Source organism: Paucidesulfovibrio gracilis DSM 16080, from assembly GCF_900167125.1.
Classification (GTDB): domain Bacteria; phylum Desulfobacterota; class Desulfovibrionia; order Desulfovibrionales; family Desulfovibrionaceae; genus Paucidesulfovibrio; species Paucidesulfovibrio gracilis.
Genome location: NZ_FUYC01000001.1, coordinates 451,156 through 464,679 on the forward strand (window position 1 = coordinate 451,156; position 13,524 = coordinate 464,679).

Here is a 13,524-nt window from a genome sequence, read left to right on the forward strand (position 1 = left end):
TCCGTCATTCATGCTCAACAGTGGAACGCAGCACATGTTCCAGCGTGCCGCCGGACTCCAGCATCTGTTCGGCCTGCTCGGCCGAGGCCGGGCGGGAGAACAAAAAACCCTGAGCGTAACGACACCCCGCCTGACGCAAAATGTCAAGCTGATGTTCGCTTTCCACTCCCTCGGCAATGACGCGAAGCCCCAAGGCCTGGCCCAGGGAAACAACGGTCTGCACGATGGCCCGGCTGTCCTGGTCATTTTCCATGCCCGTAACAAAGCTGCGGTCAATCTTGACCACGTCGATGGGAAAACGTTGCAGATAGGAAAGGGAAGAATATCCCGTGCCGAAATCATCAATGCACAGCCCCACGCCCACATCCTTGAGCTTGGCCAGCATCTCCCCGGCCAGCTTGGGATTGTCCATGAGCGTATGCTCGGTGATTTCCAGGTTCACCACATGGGGGTCCAGATTGTGGCGATGCAGGGCTTCTTCCACTCGACCGAGCAGGGCAGGCTGTTTGAGATGTTTGCCGGAAAAATTTAACGCCATGGTCATGGGCGATTGGGCGTCGAAAAAACGATCCGCAAACCGGTCCCGCCAGCGGGCCGTCTGCGCGCAGACCGTCTCCAGCATGTGCTGGTCGATGGCATAGATCAGGCCGGTGTCTTCGGCCAGGGAAATGAAGTGATCCGGGGAGATCACGCCGTGTTGGGGATGCAGCCAGCGAACCAGCGCCTCGAATCCAACGATGCGCAGATCGTCCAGGCAGACCACGGGTTGAAAAAGCGCCTCAAACTCGCGATGCTCCACGGCCTTGCGCAGGTCGGTCTCCAGCTCCATGAGATGCAGCGCCTGCTCATGCATACGATGGTTAAAGACCTTGAAGCGGGATTTGCCCAGTTCCTTGGCACGATACATGGCAGTGTCCGCGTCCCGGAGCAGGGCTTCGGGCCGGTCATACGTGCCGGTATGCAACACGATGCCGATGCTGGCCGTGGTAAAGACCTCGTTGCCGTCCAGCACAAAGGCCTGGGAAATTTCGTCCAGGATGCGGCGGGCGATTTTGATGGCGTCCCGGGGTGCTGCAATCTCTTCCAGCAAAATGGCGAACTCGTCCCCGCCGAACCGGGCCACCGTATCCATTCCCCGGGCGCAATTGACCAGCACCCGCGCCACGGAGCGGAGCAGGCTGTCGCCGATGTCGTGTCCCAGGGAATCGTTGATGATCTTGAAACGGTCCAGATCCAGGTAGAGCACGGCAAAGAAATAATTGTCCCGGCGGCGGGACCGCTCCAAAGCCATTTGCAGATGATCCTGAAAAAGCAACCTGTTGGGAAGATTTGTCAAGGGATCATGGAAGGCCTGGTGCATGAGCTGGTCCTCGGCCTCCTTACGCAGGGTAATGTCCTCCACCGAACCTTCGTAATACAGGGTGCGGCCATTCGCGTCGGAAATGCGGCGAGCGTTTTCCGATATCCAGATCACCCTTCCGTCGGCCCGGCGCACCCGGGATTCAAAATTCTGCAATTCCCCCTCAGTCTCCAGGGTGCGATAAAATTCATCCCGCCGACTCTCCTGAAAAAACAGGCTGTCCGGCGCGGTGTTGGCCGTGGCCATAAAGTCCGCCGGAGCCGTAAAACCGTAAATCCGGGCCAGGGAGGGATTGGCACTGATGAAATGTCCGTCACGCCCCACCTGATAGATGCCCTCCACCGCGTTTTCAAAAATGGAGCGGTATTTTTGTTCGGTCTTGCGCAGGGCTTCGCCCACCACCTTGCGTTCGGCCACTTCGATCTTGAGCTGGATGTTGGCCCGGGACAGTTCCCGAGTCCGCTCGACCACCTTTTCCTCCAGCTCATCCTTGGCCTGCTGCAACTCGCTGGTGGCCTGGACCACACGGGCTTCCAGCGTTCCCACAAGATCCCGTATCTCCGAGGACATGGCGTTCATGGCCTTGGCCAGGTCGCCCACCTCATCGCGGGAGTCGATCCGGATGGACGCGCTGAAATCGTGGCGGGCCACACGCCGGGCGTAATCCCGCAGGGAATGCAGCGGCCGGGAAATGCGGTTCACAAACGCCCATGCCGCGCCCACGCTGGCCAAAAACAACACCAGCGTGATGACCTGCTGTTTTACGATGGCGGAGCGGATGTAGCCGTTGATCAGCCCCATATCCATGCCGATGTGCACATATCCCACCAGACCGGTGAGAATAGGCATGGCCACATGCAGATACTGGGTTCCCCCGGAGCGCATCATGCGCAGGTCGTACTCCCCGCCCTCAAAGGCGTGGCGTGTTTCCAGGTCCACGATGTCGGCCACCGGTTCGGGGACGCCCGGGGTGAAGGTATGGGCAATGACCTCTCCCTGGTCATCCGCCACCAGTACATAGGCCACGCCTTCGATGCGTAGGTACTGGTCAATGCGGGACTGGACCGCGGCCGCATCCCGCTCCAGAATGGTGTCCAGATCGGATCGGGCCATGCTGTAGGCCAGGGCGAGAGCCTTGGATTCATACTCCGAGGTGAGCTGGGTATGAATCTGCCAGCCCGAGAGCACCGACGTGGCCGTGGCAATGACGCCGAAAATGACCACCATGAAACCGAGGGTTTTGGCAAACAGGCCGGGACGCTTCATTTTGCCCACCCGGACCAATCCTCAAGAGGCACGAACCGACCTTCCCGCACCGTCACATAATACACCGCATCCAATCCCTGATTTTTCTGCACGCTGTAGCGCAACGGACACCCCAATCCCAGGTCAACCCCATTGAGGGCGTAGAGGGCATCGGGGATACGCTCGCGAGACGGCTGCGGCCCGAGATGTTCCACCATGTTGGTCAACAGCACGGCGTTGAGAAACCCCTCCAGGCTGACAAAAGAATACCGGTGCGGGGAATACGGCTCCCGGAGGACATTGTCGGGCGGCATTTCCGCATGCTGGTCCATGACCTCCCGGTACAGACGCACCACGGGAAGCGTCACGTCCTCATAGCTGGGCACCACCTGGGCGCAGACCAGGTCATTGGTATACACCTTGCCCCGGCTCCGGCCCACGGCCCGCAGAAGCCGAAGCATGTTGTCGGAATCGGAAAAGGAAATCGTGGCAATGGGGATGTCCAGCCCCTGTTCCCGCGCATCGCGGATAAACCCGGCAGTGGCGGCGTAGGAACCCACGGTGACGATCGCGTCGGGTCGCCCCGCGGCCAGCACCTCCACCTCCCGGTCATACTCCCGGGAAAACAATGCTCCGCGCTGATAGGCGGCTTCGGACACGATCTCCAGCCCCTCTTCAGCCAGGGCGCGGCGCACTCCGTCCCACCCGTTCCGTCCATAGGCGTCGGCCTGATAAAAGACACCGATGCGGCGACGGCCCAGGGAGGTGAAGTGCTGTACCAGCCCCCGCGTCTCCTGAAAATAGGACGCCCGAAGGTTGAAGACACGATCTCCGTAGGGCGGATCCCGCAGGGGCTGCGCCCCGGAAAACGGGAACAGCAAAAACATGCGTTCCTGTTCAAAATGCTTGAGCAATGGCAAAATGCGCGTGGTGGTGGGCGTTCCCACGTAGGAAAACAGGGCAAAGACCTTTTCGTCACGCACCAGGCGGATGGTGTTGCGGATGGTGGGGATGGGGTCGTACCCGTCGTCCAGAGGCAAAATGCGCAGGGTGTGTCCGTTCACCCCGCCCCCGGCGTTGACGTGGTTGAACCATGCGCTCGCGCCGCGGTAATATTCGATGCCCAGTCCGCGCGACGCCCCGCTAAAAGCGGCGGACATGCCGAACACCAGCTCTCCGACACGTTCCGACGGAGGGTCTTCGGCCATTGCCGCCAAGGGAAACAGCACGCTCCCGAGCAACGTTATAACGACGTATACCAGCTTGCGCATGATCCTTTTCTATAGCCATGAGAACAAGATAAAATCAACTCTTGTCCGGGCCACTATACGCGGTACGGCCATCGTGCTATGCATAAAAAAACATTCCATCACAGGAGCATCCACCATGTGGCATCGCATTGTCGCGCTCTGCGTCCTGGGTCTGGCGCTGCTGGGCGGGACCGCTCCCCAGGCCCAGGCCGGGCTGACGGTCACCAACCTGTCCCCCTCCCGAACGGCCCAAGCCCCGGGCGGAAGGCTGCTGTTGAACTATACTCTGGAAAACCAGACCAGCAGCACAGCCAAAAATATTTATGTACGATTTTATTTCACGCCCGCCGGCTCCTCCACCCTGACCGGCCCGCCCCTCACGGACACGCTGGTGCTCTGCCTGGAACCGGGGCAGCCCCTGCACTCCAAGGTGGCGCTCCGCCTGCCGGCGAATACGCCCCTGGGACCGGGCCAATTTGTGGCCATCCCCCAAAAGGCCGGAGCCGCTCCCCTGCGGGCCAATGCCCGCTTCGCTGCCACACCGGGGACCACCACGGCTCCCTTCACCGTGGGCGACGCCGCACCTGGCCTGGCAGCAACCCCGTCCACCGGAACCACGAGCCTGCCGTCCTCACCCACAGTACCTGCCTCCGACGGCTCCCCGATTCCGGATGCCTCCGCGCCGACAAACTCGGGTACGGACGCTGCGCCCGTTTCCCCGGAAACACCCGTCAACCTGCTGGTGGTGGACGCCTCTGTTGAGCAGGGAACCGTTGCCCCGGATCAGGCCATGCTGGTTCCCTTTTCCGTGCGCAACACCGGCGGCCAGGAAGTGGGACCGCTGTTCATCGCCTTTTGCATTGTGGACGACACGGGCCGCGCCGTTCCGGACCAATGCCCGGACCGGCAGATGATCCAATCCATTGGAGCCGGGGCCATCCACGGCAGTCAGGGTACGGTGCTGCTGCCCCGGGACATTGCCACCGGGCCGCACACCCTGGCCGTGATCGTGGACTTCGACGACATGATCCGGGAGACGGACGAGACCGACAATGCCCGGCTGGTACGCTTCACGGTTTCGCCGCAGGGCGGAAACTTTTTCTAACCATCCGCGAAACGCGGCACCGGAGCCGGTCCGTCACCACGCGCCCCGGCTCCGGGCGGTTCACTCCCCGGTCAGGCCCGCCCGACGCGCAGCCCAGCGCATCTGGCGGCACACGCCCATGAGCATGTTGAATTCATCCCGCTTGAGGTCCAACCGCCCCAGCATACGGCGCATGGACATCATCTTGTAATCCGCGTCCTGCTCCCGGAGAAAATCCACGTCCAGCAGCGCCTGTTGCAGTTCCTGGTAGAGCCGTTCGCGCTCGGCCACGGTGCAGCCGCGCTCCCGGGGCTGGTGCGCGGGTTCAAAAGGCTGCTCCTGGGCGGTCTTGAAACATTCATACAAGAGCACCACCACGGCCTGGGCCAGGTTCAACGACGTCCCTTGAAAATTGGTGGGAATGGTGGTCAGGGCGGTGCAAAGACTGGTTTCCGCATTGGTCAGCCCCCGATCCTCGGGACCAAAGACCAAGGCGACCCGGGCGTTGCGACGCAGGCGCTCCTCCACGGCCGAAGCCAGGGTCGGAGGTGACATAATCCCCTTGCGCCAGCCTCCGGTACGCGCCGTGGCTCCGTAGGCGGCCTCGCACCCGTCCAGCGCGTCGCGCAGGGTTGCGACCACCTTGGCCGAGTTGAGAATGTCCGCGGCATGCGCCGTGGCCAGGGGCAAGGCCTTGTCCAGGTCGAAGCGGTGCGGATTGACCAACACCAGATCCGAGACCCCCATGTTCAAACAGGCCCGGGCAACGGACCCCACGTTTTCCGGAAATTTCGGCTCAAACAGTACCACGCGTACCGAATCCAACATATGCGCCCTCCGCGCAATTCGGGTGCGGTCTGCGTGCCGCTCCCGGATGAAATGCAATGCATACGGGCAGGCTTGCCCGCTATAAAAAATAAAAAACGCCCGCTTCCGGCAGGATATCCTCAAGCCGTCGTCCTTTTCGCCCGCCGTACCGGGTGCCTGCCCCGAACCTCCGGCAATTTGTCCCAGCACGCCCGACTTGTAAAGTCCGCACCGCCCGCGGTCGGCCGCCCCATTGTGGGCCGGTTCCGGGTATGCTAATTTGCTTTGGCAGCAACCACGTCCAAGGAATCAACCGCAATGCAACCCACCGACCTTTCCAACGTTCACAACACCGCGTCCGGCCGGGTGGACGTATTCGCCCGCGCCGTGAATGAAAGCGCTCCCTGCACGCGGACTCCACTGTTCCTGGAATCCATTTCCGCTGGTTTTCCCTCCCCAGCCGAAGACTATGTGGAAACGGCCCTGGACCTCAACGAATACCTTGTGAACAATCCCGCAGCCACGTTCATGGTCCGGGTGAGCGGCGACTCCATGCTCGACGCGGGCATTCACGACGGGGACGTGCTCGTGGTGGACCGCTCCCGGGAACCGCGACCCGGCCTGATCGTGGTGGCTGTTCTGGACGGCGAGCTTACGGTCAAACGGCTGCTGCAACAGGGTGAGACGTATGTTCTGGCCCCGGAAAATCCCCAATACCAACCCATTGAAATACAGGAAGGACGCGACCTGCACATCTGGGGTGTGGTTACGGGCATGGTGCGGAGATTCCGATGACCGCGCCCTGCATCGCCATGGTGGACTGCAACAACTTCTACGTGTCCTGCGAACGTGTGTTCAATCCGGCGCTGGAAGGGCGGCCCGTGGTGGTGCTTTCCAACAATGACGGCTGCGTCATCGCCCGTTCCAACGAGGCCAAAGCCCTGGGCATCGGTATGGGCGAACCCGCGTTCCGACGCGCTGCGTTCTTCAAGACCCATGGCGTACGGGTCTTTTCCTCCAATTATGCGCTGTACGGGGACATGTCCGCCCGGGTCCAGCGGGTGCTGGAACAATTTTCTCCGGAAATGGAAAACTACTCCATCGACGAAAGCTTCCTGGTGCTCCGCCATGCCGACACCCGCGAACTGCTTTGCCTGGCCCGAAAAATCCGCGCCACGGTGGGCCAATGGACCGGCATTCCCGTTTGCGTGGGCCTGGCACGCACCAAAACCCTGGCCAAGGTAGCCAACCGACTGGCCAAAAAGCACACCCAAAGCGGCATCCGGCTCCTGGACGACTCCCGCGACATCCGCCACGAGCTGGCGCGCCTGGATCTGGAAGACGTCTGGGGCATCGGCGGACGCAACGCCCGTAAACTTCGCGCCCTGGGCCTGCACACGGCCCTGGACCTGACCCGGCAACCACGGGACTGGGTCCGGCGAACACTTACAGTACGCGGCCTGCATACCATGCTGGAACTACGCGGCATTCCGGCCATCGACATGGAAGAAAATCCTCCGGACGCCAAAAGCCTGACCTGCTCCCGCTCCTTCGGCACCCGCATCACCAAACAGGCCCACCTGGAGGAAGCGCTCTGCGCCTATGTGCAACGGGCCGGGGAAAAGCTGCGGCAACGCGGCCTGGAAGCCGGTGCGGTACAGGTTTTTCTGGCCACGAACCGCCACATGCACGACCCCCAATACGCCAACAGCGGCTGCCTGCCCCTGTCCACGCCCACGGACTTCACCCCGGACATCCAGGAAGCAGCCCTGCGCATCCTGCGCTCCATCTTCCGGTCGGGCTATAAATATCAAAAAGTGGGTGTACTGCTCCTGGATCTGGTGCGGCCCGGACAACGGCAGCTCACCTTTCAGGATATGGACGACACGGAAGAAACCGCGCACCGCCGACAGCTCATGCACGCCATGGACGATGTGAATCAGCGCTTCGGCCGGAACACCCTGCGCTTCGCGGGAAGCGGTCTTGGTCCCAAGCCCTGGCACATGCGCCGGGAAGCCCTCTCCCAACGCTTCACCACCTCCTGGGCGGAGCTTCCCGTGGTTCGCTGACGCATGCCCGCCCCCCACCGGGAAAACCCCCACAAGACAGGTTTCCCCCACCAGGGTTTTGCGCTATCCTGCGCCGATTCCGGAGATCCCTCATGAAGCTGCGCGTCATTCTTTTCGCCCTCAGCATCCTGGTGCTGACATCCACCTTTCTCGGCGGCTACCTCTATTATGCGTCCCTCAAGGAGGCCACGCTTCAGGAGGCCCGCATTGAGGCGCACTCCCGCGCCCGCATGATCACGGACCAGCTCTCCTCCTACCTTTCCGCAAACCTGCAACCCGTCCAGGCGCTCTCCGGCCTGCCGGAACTACGGCGCGCCCTGGAGAACGACTCAGCCTCGGCCCTGGCCCGGGCCAACGCCCTGCTGGATACCTTCAAAAACGTACTCACCGCGGACGTCTGCTACCTCATGGACGCGGAAGGACGCACCGTGGCCTCCAGCAACCGCTATGAGGCTGACTCCTTTGTGGGCCGCAATTTCAACTATCGCCCCTATTTCATCAAGGCCATGAACGGCTTCTCCGCCACGCACATGGCCCTGGGCGCGGCCTCCGGAGTACGCGGCGCCTACTACAGCCACCCGGTGTATGCGGCGGGCGCGGGCAAAATTCTGGGCGTGGCCGTGATCAAGGCACCCATCCGCGCCATGGAGGAGGAATTTCTCCAAGCCTATCCCGGCACGGTTCTGCTGGTCTCGCCCCAGGGCATCATCTTTGGTTCCAATCGCCCCCAATGGCGGTTGCGCACCCTGCACAAGCTCAACGACGAAGAAATACAGGACGTACGCACGTCCCAGCAGTTCGGGAATGGTCCCTGGTCCTGGTCCGGCCTGGCCCTGGACCAAGAAAACAGCCTGGCCCGCGACAACGAAGGACGCGAACTTCTGGCCTCCAGCATGGAACTGCCCCGCTTCCGTGGTTGGCGCATCTATTATCTGCGCGACCTCGACGCCATTCCCACGGGAGTGCCCACGGCCTCGTTCCGAGCCTCGGGCGCGGTGGTTCTGGTCATCTGCATCCTCGTGGGCCTGATCGTCTTCGCCCTCTACATGCTGGCCACCAGGGAAATCGAACGACGCAAAAACGCGGAGGCCGAACTTTGGACCAGCAAGGAGCGCTACCGCTCCCTGTATCACACCACCCCGGCCATGCTGCACTCCATCGACGGACAGGGCCGGATCATCTCGGTTTCCGACGCCTGGGTGGAGATCATGGGCTATTCCCGTCAGGAAGCCGTGGGCATGCGCATCCTGGATCTGCACACCAACAAATCCCGCGGATTCGCCGAGGATCAGGCGCTGCCCCATTTTTTCCGCACCGGAGAAATCCGCGACGTGCCGTACCAGTTCGCCACCAAGGACGGACGCGAACTGGATGTGCTGCTCTCGGCCACGGCCGAGCGGGACCGCCAGGGCAACGTGATCCGCTCCGTGGCGGTTTCCGTGGACATCACGGCCCGTAAGCGCGCAGAAGAGGAGCTCATGCGCGCCAAGGAACAGCTGGCCCGCTACTCGGAAGAACTGGAACGCCAGGTGGAGGAGCGCACCCGGGAAATCACCTCCATCCTGCGCAATACCCCGGCCATGGTTTCCATCAAGGATGCCCACGGCCGGTTCGTGCTGGTCAATCCCCACTATGAGGCCGTATTCGGGCTGCGCGGCGAGGACATCGTGGGCCGCACCGCCTGGGAAGTCCACGGCAATGAAATTGCCCAGGCCTTGGAACAAGGGGAATGCCGGGCCAGAAGCACCCTCCAGCCCGTGCGGGTGGAAGAACGTTTCCGCCTGAGCGCCGGAGAACGTGCCTACCTTTCCGTCAAGTTTCCGATCTTCGACGCCCAAAAAGAGCTGACCCGCATCTGCGGCATCGGCATCGACATCACCGAATTAAAGGCGGCACAGGATAAATTGCGCCGGGTCTCCGGCTCGGTGCTCACCGGCCAGGAACGGGAACGCGCCGCCATTGCCCGGCGGCTGCACGACGAGTTGGGGCAGGTGCTCACGGTGCTGCGCATGGACGCGGTCTGGCTGCGCGACCGGGCCAGGAGCCTGGATCCCGAATTGGCCGAACGCTCCCAGGGCATGTGTGAACTCGTGGATTCCACCATTTCCGATGTGCGGCACATCGCCACCCGGTTGCGGCCCGCCGTGCTCGACGACCTGGGACTGCTGGACGCTCTGGAATGGTTTGCCGCGGACTTTGAACGGCGCACCGGCATCCATTGCCGCCTGGAAGCGGGCGAGGTGACGGATCCGCCGGAACATCTTGCCACGGCGCTCTACCGCGTGACCCAAGAGGCGCTGACCAATGCGGCGCGTCACTCCCAGGCCACGGAAACCGTGGTACGCCTCGTCCAAGAGGAAACCCATCTGCGGCTGAGCGTGCATGACGACGGCCAAGGATTCGACCTGGCCGAGGCAATGAGCCGCGATACCCTGGGTCTGGCCGGAATGCAGGAGCGGGCCGGGCTGGCCGGAGGCCTGCTGGAAATCCGCTCTGCTCCGGGCCGGGGAACGGAAATCCGACTGCGTATTCCCCTGGATCCCACCAACGACACCCAGCCCCTGGATGGGGGCATCATCGGGAGGCTGCATCCATGATCCGCGTTCTGCTGGCGGACGATCATTCCATTGTGCGCGGCGGCCTGCGCCGCATCATCGACGATTCCGGAGATATGTGCGTGGTCTGCGAGGCCAGCGACGGCTCCGAAGCCCTGTCCAACGCCCTGGAAGTCCGGCCCGACGTGGCCGTGGTGGACATCTCCATGCCCGGACTGGATGGCCTGGAGGTCATTGCCAAGCTTCAGGAGGAATTGCCGGGAATGCCCATCCTGGTGCTGACCATGCATGAGGAGGAGCAATACGTGGTCCGCTCCCTGTCTGCCGGGGCCAAGGGCTATCTGACCAAACGCTCCGCGCCCGAGGAACTGGTGGGCGCCATCCGCAAGGTCATGTCCGGCGGACGCTACCTCGGACCGGAAGTGGCGGAACTGCTGGCCTTGCGCATGGCCCGTGGCGGGGATCACCGCTCCCGGCTGGAATCGCTCTCCCAACGGGAAATCCAGGTGCTACGCGCCCTGGCCCTGGGTAAAACCAACCGCGAAATCGCCCAGGCGTACAACCTGAGCGTGAAAACCGTGGATACCTACCGCTTTCGCCTGCTCAAAAAACTGGAGCTGCGCAACAACGCGGAACTCTCCCGCTTTGCCATCCAACACGGTCTGGTGGAGGTCTGACCGCAACACCTTTTTCCTGCGTCAAAAATCCGCCATTTTGTGATCCTTGCAGGCCAGCGTGCTCTTGAAACGCTACGATTCCCCCACTTTCATGCTTAAAACAGAACTTTTCTGTTTTCGGTACAGGTCTTGCTTTATCCCTGCCGGTCCCAGCAAACCCTATTGAAAGGAGTCGTCGCATGCCCTTTGCATCCGCCGCCCAAGAATCGAACACCGCCCCCCGGACCGCCCGCCCGGGGACTGCTTCCGCCTCAACCGTACCCTGCAAGGTCTGCGGCGCCATGGCGCAGCGCAGTTTCCACCGCACCGGCAAACGCCAGTTGCTTTTGGAGGCGTCCTTCAAACCCGCCGACTACAAGCGGCCCTATTACCGCTGCCCCAAATGCGATTTGCTGTTCCACACCGGGTTCGACAACCTCACCCCGGAAGAAGAGGCACAGACCAAGCTGCCGGGCATTAACAACAAAACCAAGGAAATTGTGAACCGGGGGGTACGCGAGACCCTGATGACCGCCAACCTCATGCAGATGTTCAAGCTGCCGCTGCGTTCCAAGATTCTCGTATTCGGCTGCGGCGCGGGGCTAAGCTTCAACATGATGCTGGACAACAAACTCAACGCCTATGCCACGGACCTTTCCGTACAATTTCAAAAAACCGCCAAGCGGTACGGTGCCGAACATTTCAACCACGCCCTGTTGCCGGAAATGCTGCGCCGCTTCCGCCCCTTTGATTCCGTGGCCGAGCAGTCCATGGATCTGGTGACACTCACCGAGGTGTTTGAACACTTCCCCAACCCCGTGGAAATGATGCAGCGCATCGCGGCCACGGTGCGGCCCGGCGGGTTGGTCATCGGCACCACGGGCTGGGTGGACCGGGTCAAGGAGCCTCTTCACGACTGGTGGTATCTGCGCTGCCTCTCCCACTGCACGTTTCTGTCGTCCAAGGCGTTTCAGCGCATCTGTCGGGCCTGCGGCTGCCTGGGGGTGCTCCTGCCCGGCTCGCCCATGATCACCGGGCAGACCGGCATCAGCGACACCCAGACCGTGTTCGTGATGCAAAAGCCGCTCTAGCCAGGGCAAGTCTCCCCCTCCCTGCTCTTGCCTGGAATAGGGGTGATGAGCGCGCAACTCCCTGTCCGCCCGTCTACAGCCAGACGAGCGGACTGTTTTTCCAGGCTGTAAGTATTTTTCTTACAGAAGAATCAGTAAGCTTCTCGTTCCCCATCCTTCTCGCCTTTGCTATTTGTTCCGGATAGGCTGGCGGGTTCCCCTATACCCCGGAACCCGGCCCCGTCCGCGCGGGAGCGGGCGGCGCGGCCCCAGCCTGGTGCAAAACGTCTTGTCCGGGGGCGTTATCAAATACCCCGGAGACTGGAAGGAGGTTCCCCAATGAAACGGCTTCTGCACTTGACTATCGCCCTGACGCTCACCCTGGCCCTGCTTGCCCTGACCGGCTGCGGCGGTGAGGAAAAGCAGGCCACCCCGGAATCCGGCGACACGGCCCAACAAGCTGAACCGGCCAAGGAAAAACAGTACCTCGCCTTTGGCGGCGGACCCACCGGCGGCACCTTCAACTTCTTTGCCAACAAGATGTCCAGCATCATTTCCCACGCCTATGACCATCTGGATGTTTCCCCCAAAGGCTCGGGCGGCTCCGCGGAAAACCTGCGCACCCTGGACAAGGCCTCCGTGGACTTCGGCATCGTCTACTCCGGCGACGCGTATCTGGGACGCATGGGCCAGCTCGTGAACGACGAGACCAAGTATGAAAACCTCCGCGTCATCTCCTTCCTCTACGGCGCTCCGGCCCAGCTCGTGGTCCGCGCCGATGCAGGCATTGATTCCGCCTACGACCTGGAAGGAAAAATCGTGGCCATCGGCAACCCCGGTTCCGGCGCCGCGCTCTCGGCCGAACGGTTCTTCAAGCACCTCGGCCTGTGGGAAAAGATGGAAGCGCGCAACCTGGGCTACTCCCAGGCCGCTGCCGACTTCTCCGACAACAAGATCGACGCCTTCTGGGTACTCGTGGGCTACCCCAACTCCTCCATCATCGAGGCGGCCACCCGCACCCCGGTGAAGCTCTTGAACCTGGACATCGACGCCAAAAAGTCCGGCTTCTATAACGCCTTCCCCTTCTATACCCCGGTGGAAATTCCGGCCGGCGTCTACGAAGGACAGGATCAGCCCGTGACCACCTTCCAGGATTCCGCGCTCTGGTGCACCAACACCGGCATCGCCGACCACGTGGTGTACGACGCCATGGCCGCGGTATTTGCCGAGCAGGGACTCAAAGACATGGTCACCGCGCACAAGGCCGCCAAGAACATGAGCATCGAGACCGGCATCGACGGCGTATCCGTTCCGCTGCATTCCGGTGCGGTCAAGTTCTGGGAAGAGCACGGCCTCACGGTTCCTTCGGAATTCAAGTAAACGCATCACCAACGCCGGGGGCGCGGTACGCCGCGTCCTCCGGTGTTT

10 protein-coding genes are annotated in these 13,524 nt (G+C 62.1%); 7 read left to right on the top strand and 3 right to left on the bottom strand.

Features of this window, described 5'->3' with window-relative positions:
- Positions 1-4: 4 nt before the first annotated feature.
- A complete protein-coding gene (locus B5D49_RS02025) occupies positions 5-2,626 on the bottom strand; it encodes an EAL domain-containing protein (protein ID WP_078716047.1) in 2,622 nt (873 codons plus the stop codon).
- Positions 2,623-3,876, bottom strand: a complete 1,254-nt coding sequence (locus tag B5D49_RS02030) for an ABC transporter substrate-binding protein (protein WP_078715967.1) — start codon at positions 3,874-3,876, stop codon at positions 2,623-2,625. The genes B5D49_RS02025 and B5D49_RS02030 overlap by 4 nt, the downstream gene beginning before the upstream one ends.
- Before the next feature lie 115 nt (positions 3,877-3,991).
- Between B5D49_RS02030 and B5D49_RS02035 the strand changes: the two genes are divergently transcribed.
- Positions 3,992-4,960 carry a CARDB domain-containing protein gene (locus B5D49_RS02035; RefSeq protein ID WP_144019051.1) on the top strand — a complete coding sequence of 323 codons (969 nt, stop codon included), beginning with the start codon at positions 3,992-3,994 and terminating at the stop codon, positions 4,958-4,960.
- A gap of 60 nt (positions 4,961-5,020) precedes the next feature.
- Here B5D49_RS02035 and B5D49_RS02040 read toward each other — a convergent pair whose 3' ends face one another.
- A complete protein-coding gene (locus tag B5D49_RS02040; RefSeq protein ID WP_078715968.1) occupies positions 5,021-5,767 on the bottom strand; it encodes an RNA methyltransferase in 747 nt (248 codons plus the stop codon).
- A gap of 297 nt (positions 5,768-6,064) precedes the next feature.
- Here B5D49_RS02040 and B5D49_RS02045 point away from each other — a divergent pair, with 297 nt between their 5' ends.
- The 6 genes from B5D49_RS02045 (at position 6,065) to B5D49_RS02070 (ending at position 13,476) form a co-directional block, all read left to right on the top strand.
- On the top strand, positions 6,065-6,541 hold the full coding sequence (locus tag B5D49_RS02045; RefSeq protein ID WP_078715969.1) for a LexA family protein: 477 nt from the start codon (positions 6,065-6,067) through the stop codon (positions 6,539-6,541).
- Positions 6,538-7,815 (top strand): Y-family DNA polymerase, encoded by a 1,278-nt coding sequence (locus B5D49_RS02050; protein WP_078715970.1) that lies wholly within the window; start codon positions 6,538-6,540, stop codon positions 7,813-7,815. The genes B5D49_RS02045 and B5D49_RS02050 overlap by 4 nt, the downstream gene beginning before the upstream one ends.
- A 92-nt stretch (positions 7,816-7,907) precedes the next feature.
- Positions 7,908-10,412, top strand: coding sequence for a sensor histidine kinase (locus B5D49_RS02055; RefSeq protein ID WP_078715971.1), 2,505 nt, complete (start codon positions 7,908-7,910; stop codon positions 10,410-10,412).
- Positions 10,409-11,047, top strand: a complete 639-nt coding sequence (locus B5D49_RS02060; RefSeq protein WP_078715972.1) for a response regulator — start codon at positions 10,409-10,411, stop codon at positions 11,045-11,047. Before B5D49_RS02055 ends, B5D49_RS02060 begins: the two co-directional genes overlap by 4 nt.
- 179 nt (positions 11,048-11,226) lie before the next feature.
- A complete protein-coding gene (locus B5D49_RS02065; protein WP_078715973.1) occupies positions 11,227-12,117 on the top strand; it encodes a class I SAM-dependent methyltransferase in 891 nt (296 codons plus the stop codon).
- A gap of 318 nt (positions 12,118-12,435) precedes the next feature.
- Positions 12,436-13,476, top strand: coding sequence for a TAXI family TRAP transporter solute-binding subunit (locus tag B5D49_RS02070; RefSeq protein WP_078715974.1), 1,041 nt, complete (start codon positions 12,436-12,438; stop codon positions 13,474-13,476).
- The last annotated feature ends 48 nt before the right edge of the window (positions 13,477-13,524 follow it).

Excerpts from the sequence above, each read along its gene's own strand:
- B5D49_RS02025 (WP_078716047.1), bottom strand. The coding sequence starts at position 2,626 with ATGAAGCGTCCCGGCCTGTTTGCCAAAACCCTCGGTTTCATGGTGGTC.
- B5D49_RS02030 (WP_078715967.1), bottom strand. The coding sequence starts at position 3,876 with ATGCGCAAGCTGGTATACGTCGTTATAACGTTGCTCGGGAGCGTGCTG.
- B5D49_RS02035 (WP_144019051.1), top strand. The coding sequence starts at position 3,992 with ATGTGGCATCGCATTGTCGCGCTCTGCGTCCTGGGTCTGGCGCTGCTG.
- B5D49_RS02040 (WP_078715968.1), bottom strand. The coding sequence starts at position 5,767 with ATGTTGGATTCGGTACGCGTGGTACTGTTTGAGCCGAAATTTCCGGAA.
- B5D49_RS02045 (WP_078715969.1), top strand. The coding sequence starts at position 6,065 with ATGCAACCCACCGACCTTTCCAACGTTCACAACACCGCGTCCGGCCGG.
- B5D49_RS02050 (WP_078715970.1), top strand. The coding sequence starts at position 6,538 with ATGACCGCGCCCTGCATCGCCATGGTGGACTGCAACAACTTCTACGTG.
- B5D49_RS02055 (WP_078715971.1), top strand. The coding sequence starts at position 7,908 with ATGAAGCTGCGCGTCATTCTTTTCGCCCTCAGCATCCTGGTGCTGACA.
- B5D49_RS02060 (WP_078715972.1), top strand. The coding sequence starts at position 10,409 with ATGATCCGCGTTCTGCTGGCGGACGATCATTCCATTGTGCGCGGCGGC.
- B5D49_RS02065 (WP_078715973.1), top strand. The coding sequence starts at position 11,227 with ATGCCCTTTGCATCCGCCGCCCAAGAATCGAACACCGCCCCCCGGACC.
- B5D49_RS02070 (WP_078715974.1), top strand. The coding sequence starts at position 12,436 with ATGAAACGGCTTCTGCACTTGACTATCGCCCTGACGCTCACCCTGGCC.